Source organism: Microbacterium sp. (assembly GCF_011620665.1).
Lineage (GTDB): Bacteria > Actinomycetota > Actinomycetes > Actinomycetales > Microbacteriaceae > Microbacterium.
Genome location: NZ_WOYQ01000008.1, coordinates 24,445 through 40,027, shown reverse-complemented (window position 1 = coordinate 40,027; position 15,583 = coordinate 24,445). Strand labels below are relative to the sequence as shown.

The window sequence follows — 15,583 nt, the reverse complement described above, 5'->3', positions numbered from 1 at the left end:
GCCGTGCCGGTCTGCGATGATCTCGGCGAGGATCGACAGGGCGGTCTCCTCGGGCGTCCGGCCCCCGAGGTCCAGGCCGATCGGCGAGCGCAGCCGCTCCAGCCCGGTCGGCGGAACACCCGCCTGGATCAGGCGGCGACGACGGTCTTCATGCGTGCGCCGACTGCCCATCGCGCCGACGTAGCCGGCTGGCGAGGCGAGGGCTGTGCAGAGAGCGGGCACGTCGAACTTCGGGTCGTGGCTGAGCACGCAGACGGCGGTGTGCCCGTCCAGTCGCTGGGAGGCCAGATAGCGGTCGGGCCAGGCCACGACGACCTCCGCGCCGGGAAAGCGCTCGGCCGTCGCGAACACGGAGCGCGGGTCCACGACGCTGACCCGCATGCCGACGGCCACGGCGAGCCGGCTGAGAGCGACGGCGAACTCGACCGCCCCGACGATGATCAGTCGAGCCGGCGTCCCCACGTGCACCGTCACGGAGTCGGCGTCATCCGACGGGTCGGCGTCGAGCCATCCGCGTCCGAGGTCCGGGCCGCTCGTCACGAGCGTGAAGGCGGTGGCGACCGCCCGAGTTTCTCGCTCGGCCAGCAGCACGAGGTCGGCCGCGGGGGCGCTGCCGACCGGAACGGCGCGCACGAGCACGTCGATCACCCCTCCGCAGGTGAGCCCCACGGCGAAGGCGTCGGCATCGCTGTAGCCGAACCGCTCGACGCACGCGATCCCGGAATCGACGACCTCGAGGGAGCGCTCGTAGACGGCACTCTCGACGCAACCGCCCGAGACGCTCCCGAAGACCTCGCCGTCGGCCGAGACGACCATGCTCGCCCCGATCTCGCGGGGTGCGCTGCCGGTCACGCCGACGACGGTCGCGAGGGCGAACGATCGGCCGGCTCGCGCCCATTCGGCGGCGATGGGCAGGATGTCACGCATGGCCCCACGGTAGAGGGCCGACGTTGCCGGGCTGTTGCGGCTGTATGAAACACCGGCGAAACGGCCGTCTGTTTCACTCGTCACACGCGGGGATCTGCCCGCGGGCCGACCGGGAGGGCGCGATGGACATCACGACGGTGCGCTCGTACCGCGTCGCCCGCACGCGCGCCGACCTGAAGCTCTCGCCCGGAGAGACGCTGATCGCGGGCGGGACCTGGCTGATGAGCGAACCGCAGCCGGCAGTGACCGGTTTCGTCGACCTGACCGGCATGGGATGGCCCGATCTCGAGGAGACAGAGGAGGGCCTGCGCATCGCGGCGACGTGCCCGATCGCGACGCTGGTCGCGTGGGCGGCCGACGCGCCGCCGGAGTGGCCGGCGGCGTCGCTGGTCCCCGACGCGGCGAACGCGCTGCTGGCCTCGTTCAAGATCTGGAACACCGCGACCGTCGGCGGCAACATCTGCCGGGCGTTCGCGGCCGCCGCGATGGTCTCGCTCTGCGTCGCCCTCGACGCCGAGGCCGAGATCTGGCGCGCGGGCGAGGACGTGCGGATGCCGGTGAGCGAGCTCATCACCGGCAACGGCATGACGGCGCTCGCCGTCGACGACGTGCTGCGCGCCGTAACCCTGCCCGCCGCCGCGCTGCGCTCGCGCGCGCTCCTGCGCAAGATCGCTCTGGCCGAGCTCGGCCGCTCCGGCGCCGTCACCACCGGGCGGGTCGACGAGACCGGCGCCGCGGTGTTCACCGTCACCGCCGCCACTCTCACCCCAACCGTGCTGCGCTTTCCCCGGCTGCCATCCGCAGACGAGCTGGCGGATGCCGTGGGATCGGCCGACGGCTACTACACCGACCCGCTGGGCGCGGCCGACTGGCGCCGTGCCGTCAGCGGCGTGCTGGCCGAGCGCATCCGGACGCAGCTCTCATGAGGTTCGCCGTCGACGGCATCCGCGTCGAAGCCGTGCCGCGCCCGGGCCAGTGTCTGCGGACACTGCTGCGCGAAACCGGGCACACCGAGGTGAAGAAGGGGTGCGATGCCGGCGACTGCGGCGCCTGCTCCGTGCTGCTGGACGGCGTCCCCGTCCACTCCTGCCTGATCCCCGCCGTCCGCGTCGACGGCCGCGACATCACGACGGCCGCCGGCCTCGCGCCCGGGGATGAGCTGCATCCCGTCCAGGAGGCACTGGCGGCGGGCTTCGGGTTCCAGTGCGGCTTCTGCACGCCGGGGATGAGCGTGACGGCATCCACCCTGTGCGCAGCCGATCTGAGCGATCCGGACGCACTCGACCGACGAATGAAGGGCAATCTCTGCCGGTGCACCGGCTACCGCCCCATCCGTGAGGCCATCCTGGGTGCGGTCCGCGAGGCCGGACGGCCCGCGGCCCGCGGTGCAGAGAGGGATGCGGAAACCGTCGGGCAGTCGGTGCGGCCAGAGGCTGCGCGGCGCATCGTTCAGGGGCGCGAGCCGTTCACGTTCGATCTGCCCCCCGGTCACCCGGCCGCCGACGCACTCGTGCTGCGGGTGGTGGCCAGCCCGCACGCGCACGCGCGGATCGTCCGGATCGAGGCCGCCGCCGCCCGCGCCGTGCCGGGCGTCGTGGCCGTCTTCACGCACGAGGACGTACCGCAGCGCCGATACTCGTCGGGCCGACACGAACACCGCACCGACGATCCCGACGACACGCTGATGCTCGACACCGTCGTCCGACACATCGGCCAGCGCGTCGCGGCCGTCGTCGCGGAGACCGCTGAGGCCGCAGACGCCGCCTGCCGACTGGTTCGCGTGGACTACGAGGTGCTGCCGGCCGTGTTCGACCCTGAAGCGGCCCGCCGACCCGGCGCGCCGCTTCTGCACCCCGATCGCACACCGGCGGAACGCGTCGATCAGGCACACCGCAACGTCATCGCGGCCGTCCATGACCGCACGGGCGACGCGGATGCGGCCCTGGCCACGAGCGCGGTGACGGTGTCCGGCACCTGGCAGACCGCGCGGGTCGCCCATGCGCAGCTCGAGACGCACGGGTCGATCGGCTGGCTCGACGACGACGGGCGCCTCGTGATCCGCTCCTCGACACAGGTCCCCTTCCTCGCCCGCGATGAGATCGCCCACCTCTTCGACCTCGACCACGATCGGGTCCGCGTGCACACGGCGCGCGTGGGCGGCGGATTCGGCGGCAAGCAGGAGATCTTCACAGAGGACCTCGTCGCTCTCGCGGTGCTGCGCACCGGCCGCCCGGTCGCCTACGAGTTCTCGCGCACCGACGAGTTCGTCCGTGCCGCGCTCCGGCATCCGATGCGCGTCCGCGTCGACCTCGGCGCCGACGCGGACGGGCACCTCACGGCGCTGCGCGTCGATCTGCTCAGCGACACCGGGGCGTACGGAAACCACTCGCGCGGAGTCATGTTCCACTCACTGGCCGAGTCCACCACGCTCTACCGGGTGCCGGCGCGACGACTCGACGCGGAAGTGGTGTATACGAACAACGTGCCGTCGGGGGCCTTCCGCGGCTACGGACTCGGGCAGGTGATCCTCGGCGTCGAATCGGCGATGGACATGCTCGCTGAGCGGCTCGGGATGGATCCGTTCGACCTGCGCCGCATCAACGCCGTGCGCGAGGGCGATCCGCTGCATCCGGACGCCGACCCCTACGAAGAGGACCTCGTCTGGGGCAGCTACGGCCTGGACCAGTGCCTCGACCTCGCCCAGGATGCACTCCGGCGCGGCAATGGCGTCGCGGCGCCGGACGGGTGGCTGGTGGGCGAAGGCATGGCGGCGTCGATGATCGCGACGATGGCCCCCTTCGGGCACATCGCGCACACGTCGGCGACGCTCCGGTCCGACGGCACCTTCCTGCTGCGTGCCGGCACGGCCGAGTTCGGAAACGGCACCACGACGGTGCTCCGCCAGATCGCCGCAACCGACCTGGCGGCCTCGTCCGATCGACTCGAGCTGTGGCACGCCGACACGGATGCCGTAGCCCACGACACCGGCGCCTTCGCGTCGGCCGGGATCACCGTGGCCGGAAAGGCACTGCACGCCGCGTGCCTGGCTCTCGCGCGGACCATGCGCGAGCGCGCAGCCGAGCTCACCGGCACCGACTCGACGCTGGCGGAGCTGCTGCCCGAGGGTGTGCTCACCCCGACGCGAACCGTCGGCTTCGCCGAGCTGACGGCTCTCGGCGAACTGACCGCCGACGGCAGCGAGCTCGGGGACCAGCGGTCGCTCGCCTTCAACGTGCACGCCGCGCGCGTGGCGGTCGACCCCGAGACCGGAACGGTCCGCGTCCTGCAGTCCGTGCAATCGGCCGACGCCGGCTTCGTCATGAACCCCGCGCAGTGCCGCGGCCAGATCGAGGGCGGCGCAGCGCAGGGCATCGGCAGCGCGCTGTACGAGGAGATCATGGTGGGTTCCGACGGCCGCGTCGCCAACCCTGTGTTCCGCACCTACCGTGTGCCGCAGTTCGCCGACGTCCCGACGACCGAGGTGTACTTCGCCGACACGAGCGACGATCTGGGTCCGTTCGGAGCGAAGTCGATGAGCGAATCCCCCTACAACCCGGTCGCCCCCGCGATCGGCAATGCCGTCGCGCGCGCGCTCGGAGCCCGACCCTTCGTGCAGCCGTTCAGCCGCGACCGGATCTGGCGCCTCGCGTCACATCCCAGAAACAGGACCGCGCAAGCTCCCGAAACGTGAACGCTCTAGGGTCGCGGGTGCACCTTTGCACTTAAGGAGACCCGATGCACACCTCTCACAGCCTTCGCCGTCGCGGCGGAGCCGTCCTGACGCTGGCGGCAGTCGCCGCGCTCGCTCTGTCCGCCTGCTCATCCGGCGCGTCCACGCCGGCCTCGTCCGCCTCGGGTGAGGCCGCCGCCGACTTCGGCGAGGTCAGCATCCAGTACTCCTGGATCAAGAACGAGGAGTTCGCCGGCGAGTACTACGCCGAGGACAACGGCTACTACGAAGAAGCGGGATTCTCCGGGGTCACCGGCGTCGCCGGCCCCGACACGGGCGTGGCCAAGCTCCTGTCCGGCACCGTGCAGTTCGCGCTGAGCGACGCCGCCTCGGTCGGCGCCGCCGTCGCCGAGCAGGACGCCCCGCTGAAGATCATCGCCACGACCTTCCAGGCGAACCCGTTCACGATTCTCTCGCTCAAGGACGGCGGTGACATCGCGACCCCCGAAGACCTGATCGGCAAGAAGATCGGCGTCCAGGACTCCAACGCCTCCGTCTTCAAGGCGCTGCTCGCGGCCAACGGCATCTCCGAGGACGAGCTGACCATCGTCCCCGTCGACTTCGACCCGACCCCGCTGATGAACGGCGACGTCGACGGGTTCATGGCCTACCTGACCAACGAAGCGATCACGGTGGAGATGGCCGGCTACGAGATCACCAACCTGGCCTACGCAGAGAACGGTCTGCCCTACGTCGCCGAGTCGTACGCCGTGACCGACCAGTACCTCGCCGAGAACCCCGAGCTGATCAAGGCGTTCCTGATCGCCGAGATCAAGGGATGGACCGACACCTTCACCCAGCCGATCGGCGACACGGTCGCGAAGGTCGTCGAGCACTACAACGACTCCGCGGCCGCCGGCGACCTGACCTTCGGCGATCTCGACCCCGCGAAGGTCCAGGCCGGCCTGGAGGCGCAGGCCAAGCTCATCTCGACCGACGAGACCGAGGCCAACGGCCTGTTCACGATCTCCGACGACCTGAAGGCGCTGACGCTCGCATCGCTGGCCACATCGGGCTGGGACCTCACGGCCGACGACCTGTTCGACACGACGATCATCGACGAGATCTACGCCGAGAACCCCGAGCTGAAGAACTATCTTCCGTAACGAGATGACTCTCGCACACCCCGTGGATGCCGGTGCCCCCTCGGGCACCGGCATCCAGATCTCAGGAGTATCGAAATCGTTCGCCCTTCGCGGCGGCCGCTCGCTGCTCGCCCTGCAGGACACCGATCTGCACACCGAGAAGGGGTCGTTTCTGGCCCTGCTCGGCCCGTCCGGCTGCGGCAAGTCGACGATCCTCCGGATCCTCGCCGCGCTGGACCACCCCACGACCGGCACGGCCGTGGTGGACGGGGAGACACCCGACGAACTGCGTGCTGCGAGTGAGCTGGGCATCGCTTTCCAGGACCACGCGCTGCTGCCTTGGCGCAGCATCCGCAAGAACATCGAGCTGCCGTTCGAGGTGGCCGGCCGCTCCGTCGACAGGGCGTACGTGGATGAGCTCATCGACCTCGTCGGCCTGCGCGAGTTCGCCGGCGCAAAGCCCGCGCAGCTGTCCGGCGGCATGCGGCAGAGGGCATCGATCGCCCGGGCCCTCGTGCTCAAGCCGTCCGTCCTCCTGCTGGACGAGCCGTTCGGCGCGCTCGATGACATGACGCGGCAGAACCTGAACCTCGAGCTCCTGCGCATCTGGACCGAGAAGCCCGCCACGACTCTGCTGGTCACGCACGGCATCAGCGAGGCGATCTTCCTCGCCGACCGCGTCGCGGTGATGTCGCCGCGGCCGGGCCGCGTCAAGGAGATCATCGAGGTCGACCTGCCGCGCCCGCGCACGCCTGAGATGATGCGGACCCCCGAGTTCCACGCGCTCGTCGATCGTGCCTCCGAGCTGCTGTTCGGCGCGGACGGGCATGCCGAAGCGGAGGCCTGAAGTGGCGCGGGCCCGCATCCCCACCTGGCTGGCCACCATCATCGGCGCGGTCGCGCTGATCCTCGCCTGGTGGCTGTTCTCGCTCGTGGCTTTCCAGCAGCGCGAGGGGACGACCTTCACTCCCGTCCCGTCGCCCGGCGCCGTGTTCGACTGGCTGTTCGTGCAGGGGAACATCGCCGGCGCGTGGAACGTGTTCCAGCCCACTGTCACAGCCGCCGGCCTCGGCTACCTCTGGGGCAACGGCATCGCGCTCGTCCTCGCGACCTTCGTCCTCGTCTTTCCCCGCACCGAGACGGTCATCACCCAGATCGCCGTGGTCACCTACTGCCTGCCGATCGTCGCGGTCGGCGGCATCTCCATCGTCGTCCTGGGCGGAGCGAAGAACCCCGGTGACCCCTCCGCGACGGCGATCTTCCTGTCCGCTCTCGTGTGCGTGTTCACAACGGTGGTCGGCGCGATCCTCGGCTTCAAGTCGGCCGACAAGGCTTCCCTCGACGTCGTACGCGTGTTCGGCGGCAACGCCTGGACGCAGCTGCGCAAGGTCCGGGTGATCGCCGCCCTCCCGGCGATCCTCAACGCGCTCCAGATCGCCGTCCCGACCGCGTTCCTCGGTGCCGTGCTGGGCGAGTATCTCGGCTCGATCACCGCAGGTGTCGGACCGACCCTCATCCGGCTGCAGGGACAGCTCGACTCGGCCGGAGTCTGGTCGGTGTTCCTGCTGTGCGCGGTGTTCGCCCTCGTCGCGTATGGCCTGTTCGGCCTGGTGATCAAGCTCGTCACCCCCTGGGTGGCAGGGAAGTCGGCATGATGATCCGTCGCGTGGCCGTCGACGCCGGCGCATCGAGCGAGCCGACCGCGCAGCTCGCGATCGCGGCCGATGCCGCCGCGCAGGCCCGGCTGCAGATCGATCGGCGGCGGGCGCTGCGCCGCACTGTCGGCCGATCACTCGGCAACGCGACGATCACTCTCGTGGTGCTCCTGCTGCTGTGGCAGGCGGTCGTCAGCCTCACGGGCATCTCCCCGTACATCGCCAAGGGGCCCCTCGACGTCTGGGAGTTCCTCGTGACGTCGGAGGATGCCGCCGATCACCGCGCTCAGATGTTCCCGCTGGTCGGCCAGACCCTCGCGGACTCGTCGCTCGGCTTCGTCGTCGGCATGCTCATCGCGATCATCCTGGCCGTCGCATTCAGCCTCTCCAAGGCGATCGAGGCGGGCGTCATGCCGCTCGTGCTGCTGCTGCGCACGATCCCCCTCGTGTCGATAGCCCCCGTGATCATCCTGATGACGGGCAGGGGAACGACGGCATCCGTGGCCGTGATCGGCACGATCGTCGTGCTGTTCCCCGCTCTGGCCAACGTCCTGTTCGGGCTGAGCCGAGCCGGCCAGCAGAGCCTGGACGTCGTGCACGTCTTCGGCGGTGGCCGGTTCACGGCGCTGCGCAAGGTCAACATGCCCGGCGCGCTGCCGTCGGTGTTCGCCGCGGCGCGCGTCTCGGTGCCCGGCGCGGTGACCGGGGCGCTGCTGGCCGAGTGGCTGTCGACCGGAACGGGCATCGGCGGATCGATCCTGAAGTTCAACGCGCAGGCGCAGTTCACTCAGCTGTGGACATCGATCGCCCTCATCACGATCATCACGCTGCTGCTGTACAACATCGTCCAGATCGTCGAGAACATCGTCCTCAACCGCATGGGTATGACGGTCGGCGCAGGCTGACGCGGGCGCGATGTGCCGGCGAGCCGGCGCCCGTCGCTCAGTGCGGGCGCCCGCGGAGCGGCACCAGCGCGGCAGGAAGCTCGTGCAGCCTCGCCGAGGCCTCGGGGGCGAGCGGATTGGTCGAGACGCCGTCGGCGCTGACGAGCTCTCCGCCGACGTACACCGCCTTCAGGTTGCGAGGACTCATCGCGAGCACGTACGAGCGCACCGGATGCCACAGCGGGCCGACGTCGGGCATCCGCGGATCGACCACGACGAAGTCGGCGAACTTGCCGACCTCCAGCGAGCCGACCCGATCGTCCACGCCCATGATCTCGGCGCCGCCGAGGGTGTGCAGCCGCAGCATGGTCTCGGGCATCATCGACAGCGGATCCTTCGTCCGCGCGCGCTGCATGTAGATGCCCATGCGCATGTTCTGCCACGGATCGCTCACGTCGGTGCAGGCCTGGTCGTCGAGGCCGACACCCACCCGCATGCCCATCTCGAGCATCTCGGGAACCAGCGCCACACCCGAGGCGAGCCGACCGTTCGACGCCGGCTGCCATGACATGGCAGCGCCGCCCGCGGCAGCTTCGGCGATGATCTCGGGCGTCGTCTGGATGAAATGGCCGAACACGAGCCCGAGCCCGAGAGCCCCGGCATCCCGGTACAGCGCGAACTTGGACTGCTGATGCACGATCGCTTCGGGCGACTCAAGGAAGTGCGCCTGGTTCGTGACGCCGTGGCGGCGCATCGCCTCGACCTCGAACGCGGCCGCCTCCGGATGCGGAGACCACTGCACCTGTCCCATGATCGAAGTCCCGAGCGCATAGTCGGGGTCCATGGACCGGGTGTGGGCGATCTCCGCCGCGAAGCGGTCGAAGACCTCGTCCTCCGTGCCGACCGTGACATCCATGCCGGAAGCGTCGACGAAGCGGATGCCGGAGTCTCGCGCGCCGTCCGCCTGACGGAAGTGGTAGTCCAGCCCCCGCAGGTCGGCCGTGCCGGCGCGTCTTCCGTCGACCATCGACTCCCACGCCTGGAGCGGGTCGGTGAAGTTGTAAGCCGTCGTGACCCCGTTCGACAGGAAGTCCAGCGATCCGTGCAGCGTCGACCAATAGAGCTGCTCGGCGGTCATGTGCGCCGTCGAGCCGAGCATCGAATCGCACCAGCCGTACAGTGTGTCGGCGACGCCGAGGCCGCGGAGCCCGCTCGTGAACAGATGCGAGTGGCTCGAGACGAAGCCCGGCGCGACGAACCGGCCCGCGACGTCGAGCGTCTCGTCGGCGGTGACGCTCGGCGTGCCGGCGCCGAGCGCGGCGATGCGTCCGTGCTCGACCAGCATCCAGCCGTCCTCGACGTACCCGGGGTCGTCGGTACCGGCCGGGACGGTGATGAGACGGGCATGGACGACGAGGAGCGACATGCCCGCCACCGTAGTCAAGGGATGTTTCCGACCTGTCACGACACGGAAACACGAAGGATCTAGCGTCGGCACATGTCTCGGTTCACTGTCACGGTCTTCTGCGGTTCCTCGCCCGGCTTCGACCCGATCTACCTCGACGCGGCCCGCGCAGTCGGCACGGCGATCGGCCGAGGCGGCATGGACCTCGTCTACGGCGGCGGGCACGTGGGTCTCATGGGGGCCGTCGCCGATGCGGCCGTGCGGGCCGGCGCGCACGTGACCGGCGTGATCCCGCGCGCTCTGCAGGCGCGTGAGAACGTCAACCACAGCATCGCCGAGCTGATCCTGGTCGACACGATGCATGAGCGCAAGCTGCTCATGGCCGAGCGCGCGAGCGCGTTCCTCGCCCTGCCCGGCGGTCCCGGCACCCTCGAGGAACTCACCGAGCAGTGGACATGGGCTCAGCTGGGCATCCACGAGAAGCCCGTCGGGCTGCTGAACGTCGCCGGCTACTTCACTCCGCTGCTGGCCTTCGTCGCCACGATGCGCGACCGCGGCTTCACTCATCCGCGCTACACCGACATGCTCGTCGTGGCCTCCGAACCCGACGAAGCGCTGGCGCGCCTGCGCGACTACGTGCCACCCGCTCGCAGCACCGTCTCACCGGGCGCCGAGATGACCGGAGCGCTGTCGCTGCCCGTCCGGCCCTGACCGCGCGCGGCACGGCACGGCTGGAGCGCGTGCTCAGCGCGGTTCGGCCGCCAGGTGCAGAACGGACTCGGTCAGCGCCCGGATGCCGTGGGCCACGTCGACCGCGCCGACCGACTCGTCGGGGTGGTGGCTGATGCCGTCCGGATTGCGCAGGAAGAGCATCCCCACATCGGTGATCGCGCCGAGCGCCATGCCGTCGTGCCCGGCCCGGCTGAAGATCACGGGGGGAGCCTCGGCGCGCGCGGGGAGCGCCGCCGTGATGCCGGCGCGCACGACGTCTTGCAGGAGTGGCGCGCAGAACACCGCGGAAGCGCGGTGGATCTCCCGGGCGCGCCAGCGCAGCCCACGGCCGCCCATGATCTCGTCGAGAGCGCGGCCGAGGGCGGCCCACACCCGGTCGCGCTCGCCGTCGAACTCGCCACGCAGATCGAGCGAGAACTGCACTTCGCCGGGGATGACGTTGACCGCGCCGGGGAACGCCTCGAACCGCCCGACCGTGCCGATGACGTGATGCTCGGCGGCGCAGATCCGCTCGACGGCGAGCGCCGCTTCGCTCGCACCCAGCAGCGCGTCGTGGCGCATGTCGTACGGGGTGCCGCCGGCGTGGCGCGCCTCGCCCTCGACGACGAACTGGAACCGGCGCGCGGCCGCGATCGAGGACACCACCGCGAGCGGCTCGCCGGCGCGATCCAGCTCGGGGCCCTGCTCGATGTGCGCCTCGAGGTAGCCGACGAGCTCGTCCGGCCGCCGGGCGGCCTCGCCGACGCGGGCCGGGTCGAGCCCGAACTCGAGGAACGCCTGTCGCAGGGTCACCCCGTCAGCATCGGACAGCGTCCACCAGGCCTCGTCCCAGCCGCCGGCGACCGCCGACGACCCGAGCAGCGCCTTGCCGAAGCGGGTGCCCTCCTCGTCCGAGAATGCCACGACCTCGATGGCGAACGGCAGATCCAGCGCCCAGCCGCCTTCGACGGGCACGCGCAGCAGCCGAACGACCTCCAGGGCGATGAGCACGCCCGCGATGCCGTCGTACCGACCGGCGTCGAGCACCGTGTCGAGATGCGAGCCGAGCAGCAGCGCCGGCGCGGCGGGGTCGCCGATGCGGCCCACCTGATTGCCGGCGGCATCCTGCCACGTGTGCATGCCGAGCTCGCGCATCCACTCGGCCGCCAGCCGGTTCACGCGCGCATGCTCGGGCGAGAGGTAGACCCGCTCGATCCGCCCGGGTGCCGCGGTCACGCGGGCGAGCTCGTCGCAGCGCGCCATGACACGACGGGCGGCCGCCGCGACGGCGTCGGGGGGCGCGTGCAGGAGGCGGGATGCCGGCATCATGCCGTCCCCGAAAAGACGTCGTCGGCCGCCTCGACGCCGCCTCCCGCCGGAACGGACGCGCCGAAGCGGCGAAGCACCGCCTCCAGCGCGGCCAGGGTCGTCAGGACCGCATCCTTCCGGGCGTTGTAGCCCATCGTCCCGATGCGCCAGACCCGGCCGTGCAACGGGCCGAAGGAGGTTCCGATCTCGATGCCGAAGTCCTCCAGCAGGGCCGCGCGGGCGGCATCCCCCGGCACACCGGCGGGGATCTCGACCGCGACGACGTTGTTCATCTTGTGCGCGATGTCGCCGAAGACGCCCAGGCCCAGGCCCTGGACCCCCGCGAGCATGGCGCGACCGGCTGACTCGTGCCGGGCGATCACCTGGTCGCGGCCCTCGCCGAGCAGCACGCGCGCGCACTCGCGTGCCGCGTAGAGCATCGACGTCGCCTCGGTGTGGTGGTTCAGCCGTCGCGGGCCCCAGTAGTCGAGGATCATCCCGAGGTCGAAGTAGTTGGAGCGCACGAAGTCGGTCGACGAGGGATCGCCGTCCTCACGGATGCCGGCTTCGATCCTCTTGCGCGCCGTGACGACCTCCACGGCGCGCGGGCTGAGAGTCAGCGGAGCGGAGCCGCTCGGCCCGCCCAGGCACTTCTGCAGTCCAGCGGTCGCGGCATCGAGTCCCCACGCGTCGGCGTCGAACGCGTTGCCGCCGAGGGTGGCGGTCGCGTCGGAGTAGAACAGCACCCCGTGGCGCGCGCAGATCGCCCCGATGTCCTCCAGCGGCTGGTTCATCGTCGTGGACGTGTCGCCCTGCACGAGCGCCAGCAGCGCGGGCCTGACGCGCACGACCGCCTCTTCGATGACGGATGCCGGAAACACCTGCCCCCAGTCCGTCTCGATCGTGTGGACCTCGGCCATGGCCCGTTCGGCGATCTCGGCCAGGAGATGGCCGAACCGGCCGAAGACGGGAACGAGCACACGATCGCCGGGACGCACGAGCGAGACGATCGCGGCCTCGATTCCGGCGCGACTCGTGCCGTCGATGAGCACGGTGGCCTCGTTGGCGGTGTTCCAGACGCCCCGGTACAGCTCCTGCGTCTCGGCCATCGCAGACGTCATGAACGGGTCGTACTGGCCGACCAGGGGCGCGCCCATGGCACGCAGCACGCTCGGGTAGGCCGAGATCGGACCCGGGCCCATCAGCAGGCGCGCCGGAGGGTCGATAGGCCCGGGGATCATCAGGACTCCGTTCTGCAGGCCCGGGCGTGCAGGGCGATCCCCTGTCGCACCAGGGCGATATCGGTGCCGGCCCGCGACACGAGGCACACGCCGACGGGCGCAGGACCGAGGGACGAGGGGAGGGTCAGGAGCGGGAGGGACACGGCGGGAAGGCCCCCGACCGCGGCGGGAGCGGTCATTCGCAGCGTGGCCCGGCGAACGGCATCCACGCGCTGTCCTCGGGCTGTGCGCAGCGGAGCCGGTCCGGGAACGGTCGGCAGCAGCAGCACCGCGTCGCGGACCAGGTCCTGCATCCGCGCGCGCAGCGGCGTGAGCGCCGCGCGCGCGGCCGCTTCGTCGTCGGCGGTGATCGCCGCGGCGACGCGAAAGCGCTCGGCCACCGCCGGCCCGACCGAACCGGGGTGCGCCCGCAGCCAGTCGCCGTTGTTGCGCCACGCCTCCGCGCCCTGCACCGTGCGGAATGGGACGAGATAGTCGTCGAGGTCTCCGATCGAGACCCGCTCGACGGGCAGGCCGGATGAAGCGACCAGCGCCTCGAATGCCGCTCGGGTCTCTGGTTCTGCGGCCTGCATCGCCTCGTCCGGCACGAGGAACCGCCAGGGAAGGTCGTCGGCGGACTCGCCGTACACCGACTCGGTCGACTCGGATCCGTCGTAGCTGAGACACCAGTCGGCGACGCGCTGCAGCGTGTCGCCGTCGCGGGTGAGCCACCCGACCGTGTCGAAGCTCTGCGCGAGAGGAAGCACCCCCTGGCGGGGCACGAGGCCGTGGGTCGTGCGCAGTCCCCAGAGACCCTGATACGACGCGGGCACGCGCACGGAGCCGGCCGTATCGGTGGCCAGGGCGATGTCGGCCTGGCCCGTCGCGACGGCCGAGGCCGGTCCGCTCGACGACCCGCCGGGCAGTGCCCCCGGAACGGCGCCGTTGGGGGGCGTGCCGTAGTGGACGTTGTCGCCGGCGACCGAATAGGCGAACTCGTCGGTGCGGGCGATGCCGCGCAGAGACGCCCCGCCCCGCAGCAGGTCGGCCACAGCGGGGGCCGTCGTCGTCTCGGCGCGCGCCGAGTCGAGGAACGCGGGGTTACCCGCACCGATGCGGTAGCCCTTGACCGCGAACACGTCTTTCACGGCGACCGCGAGTCCGGCGAGCGGACCCTCCCACGCGCCCTGCCAGAGCGGATCGCCCACGGTGCGCCATACCGATCTGTCCAGGGCCTGCGCGCGGGGGGACACGTGTGCGGCCGTGATGAGCCAGCATCCGTCGATCAGCTGCCACACCTGCGTCTGCAGTCCGGTGCCGCCGCCGTGATAGCGCGAGACCGACGCCAGCAGGGCGACGCCCTCGGCGAGCGGCCGGTACTCGATCTGCTCGATCCGGCGGGGCGCGACCCCGCCGCGCACGCCACGGAAGGCGCTGATGGCGTCGTGCCCGACCAGCAGCCCGGTGCCGTCGCCCCGCAGGGTCTGCCCCCCGGGCGCGAAGGCCGCGTCGAGCGCATCGAGATCGTTGGCCATGAGTGCCGTCTCGTACGCGTCGAATGCCGCGCGCAGATCATCGGGAATCCCGCTCACGTGGGCTCCTCTGCCACGGCGACCGCGGCGAAATCCGACTCGCGGATGCGGGCGTGCACCCCGCAGACGATGTCGACGACCTGCGAGATGTCGAAGTCGGTCGCCGCCGACAGGTAGGCGTAGGCGAGGTGCTCATCCATGCCGTAGCGGGCCATGAGCAGGTCGAGGGCAGCACGGACCGCCAGGCGCATGGCCTCCCCGAGGTCGGGGTCCAGACCGGTCGGAACGAGATACTCGCTCGTGCGGACCAGCGGACCGGTGACCTCGCCGAAGGCGGCGAGAGCCGCGTCGCGCGGCACGACGTCGAAGCGCAGCGTCGCCCGCAGCGAGGCCTCCAGCGCGGTCAGCGCGACTTCGCCGTCGCCCTGTGCGAAGTGCGGATCGCCGACGTACGCGAGCGCCCCGGCCACCTGCACCGGAAGGTACAGGATGGACCCCTCGACGAGCAGGTTGATGTCGATGTTGCCGCCGTGGGCACCCGGCGGCACGGAGTGCGGGCGTTCTGACCCTGCGACGGCGACACCCATGGTCCCCAGGAACGGCGCGAGCGGGAACGTCACGACGCGCTCGCCGCCGTCGACGAGCGGCAGGCTCGCCGATCCGCCGGTCACGGGCGTGAAGACGGACACGTTCTCGGGGCCGCGCGGCAGCACGGCCGGCAGCGCACCCTTGCCGTGCCGGTTGGAGATGACACCGTACGGCACCCGCGTCTGCAGCGACACGACGGTGATCTTCAGCAGGTCACCGACAGCGGCACCCTCCACGAACACCGGTCCCGTGATCACGTGCGGGCCGTCGAGGACGAGGTCGCGGGGCACGGATGCCGCGATCTCGATCGCGTCAGCCAGCACGGCATCGGGCTCCACACCGTACCCCGTGAAGTAGCCGAGCGGATCCTGCCCCTGGTCCGGGAGGATGCCCTCGTGGCTGACGGTGTCGAAGGTCACCGTCGCACCCCCGGCCACTGTGAGCACCGGGACGTCGGTTTCGCACGGCAGACGGCCCCACAGCACGGTCGCGGGAGACGCGGGGACGTAGTGCTCTCCGGGGATCGGCCCCATTCCGG

The 15,583-nt window shown here is 70.9% G+C and carries 13 protein-coding genes; 7 read left to right on the top strand and 6 right to left on the bottom strand.

Translation table 11 applies throughout. From position 1 onward, the window contains the following. A partial coding sequence (locus QZV81_RS01805) for an XdhC family protein (RefSeq protein ID WP_292831585.1) occupies nt 1-927 on the bottom strand: 927 nt, incomplete at its 3' end. Between the two features lie 122 nt (nt 928-1,049). Between QZV81_RS01805 and QZV81_RS01800 the strand changes: the two genes are divergently transcribed. Genes QZV81_RS01800 through QZV81_RS01775 form a run of 6 tightly spaced genes read left to right on the top strand, consistent with a single transcriptional unit; the run spans nt 1,050 to nt 8,302 of the window. After that, entirely contained in the window at nt 1,050-1,853 is an 804-nt protein-coding gene (locus QZV81_RS01800) for an FAD binding domain-containing protein (protein ID WP_292831582.1), read from the top strand. Beyond that, a complete protein-coding gene (locus QZV81_RS01795; protein ID WP_292831579.1) occupies nt 1,850-4,618 on the top strand; it encodes a molybdopterin cofactor-binding domain-containing protein in 2,769 nt (922 codons plus the stop codon). Before QZV81_RS01800 ends, QZV81_RS01795 begins: the two co-directional genes overlap by 4 nt. 44 nt (nt 4,619-4,662) lie before the next feature. After that, nucleotides 4,663-5,763, top strand: a complete 1,101-nt coding sequence (locus QZV81_RS01790; RefSeq protein WP_292831576.1) for an ABC transporter substrate-binding protein — start codon at nt 4,663-4,665, stop codon at nt 5,761-5,763. 4 nt (nt 5,764-5,767) lie between these two features. After that, nucleotides 5,768-6,589: an ABC transporter ATP-binding protein gene (locus tag QZV81_RS01785; RefSeq protein ID WP_292831572.1), complete on the top strand. Its 822-nt coding sequence runs from the start codon at nt 5,768-5,770 to the stop codon at nt 6,587-6,589. A 1-nt stretch (nt 6,590) separates the two neighbouring features. After that, a complete protein-coding gene (locus tag QZV81_RS01780; protein WP_292831569.1) occupies nt 6,591-7,397 on the top strand; it encodes an ABC transporter permease subunit in 807 nt (268 codons plus the stop codon). Then, nucleotides 7,394-8,302 (top strand): ABC transporter permease subunit, encoded by a 909-nt coding sequence (locus QZV81_RS01775; protein WP_292831566.1) that lies wholly within the window; start codon nt 7,394-7,396, stop codon nt 8,300-8,302. The genes QZV81_RS01780 and QZV81_RS01775 overlap by 4 nt, the downstream gene beginning before the upstream one ends. 37 nt (nt 8,303-8,339) lie before the next feature. Here the strand turns inward: QZV81_RS01775 and QZV81_RS01770 are convergent, their stop codons facing one another. Further along, nucleotides 8,340-9,707, bottom strand: a complete 1,368-nt coding sequence (locus QZV81_RS01770) for an amidohydrolase family protein (RefSeq protein WP_292831561.1) — start codon at nt 9,705-9,707, stop codon at nt 8,340-8,342. A gap of 72 nt (nt 9,708-9,779) precedes the next feature. Here QZV81_RS01770 and QZV81_RS01765 point away from each other — a divergent pair, with 72 nt between their 5' ends. Further along, nucleotides 9,780-10,397 carry a TIGR00730 family Rossman fold protein gene (locus QZV81_RS01765; protein WP_292831558.1) on the top strand — a complete coding sequence of 206 codons (618 nt, stop codon included), beginning with the start codon at nt 9,780-9,782 and terminating at the stop codon, nt 10,395-10,397. A 33-nt stretch (nt 10,398-10,430) separates the two neighbouring features. Here the strand turns inward: QZV81_RS01765 and QZV81_RS01760 are convergent, their stop codons facing one another. Genes QZV81_RS01760 through QZV81_RS01745 form a run of 4 tightly spaced genes read right to left on the bottom strand, consistent with a single transcriptional unit; the run spans nt 10,431 to nt 15,578 of the window. Further along, nucleotides 10,431-11,726 (bottom strand): allantoate amidohydrolase, encoded by a 1,296-nt coding sequence (locus tag QZV81_RS01760; RefSeq protein WP_292831555.1) that lies wholly within the window; start codon nt 11,724-11,726, stop codon nt 10,431-10,433. Beyond that, nucleotides 11,723-12,946, bottom strand: coding sequence for an alanine--glyoxylate aminotransferase family protein (locus QZV81_RS01755; protein WP_292831552.1), 1,224 nt, complete (start codon nt 12,944-12,946; stop codon nt 11,723-11,725). Before QZV81_RS01755 ends, QZV81_RS01760 begins: the two co-directional genes overlap by 4 nt. Next, the gene (locus tag QZV81_RS01750; protein ID WP_292831549.1) at nt 12,946-14,517 is read right to left on the bottom strand and encodes an AtzH-like domain-containing protein; all 1,572 of its coding nucleotides are present in this window, start codon (nt 14,515-14,517) and stop codon (nt 12,946-12,948) included. The genes QZV81_RS01755 and QZV81_RS01750 overlap by 1 nt, the downstream gene beginning before the upstream one ends. Beyond that, nucleotides 14,514-15,578, bottom strand: coding sequence for an acetamidase/formamidase family protein (locus tag QZV81_RS01745; protein WP_363331570.1), 1,065 nt, complete (start codon nt 15,576-15,578; stop codon nt 14,514-14,516). Before QZV81_RS01745 ends, QZV81_RS01750 begins: the two co-directional genes overlap by 4 nt. Nucleotides 15,579-15,583: the final 5 nt, after the last annotated feature.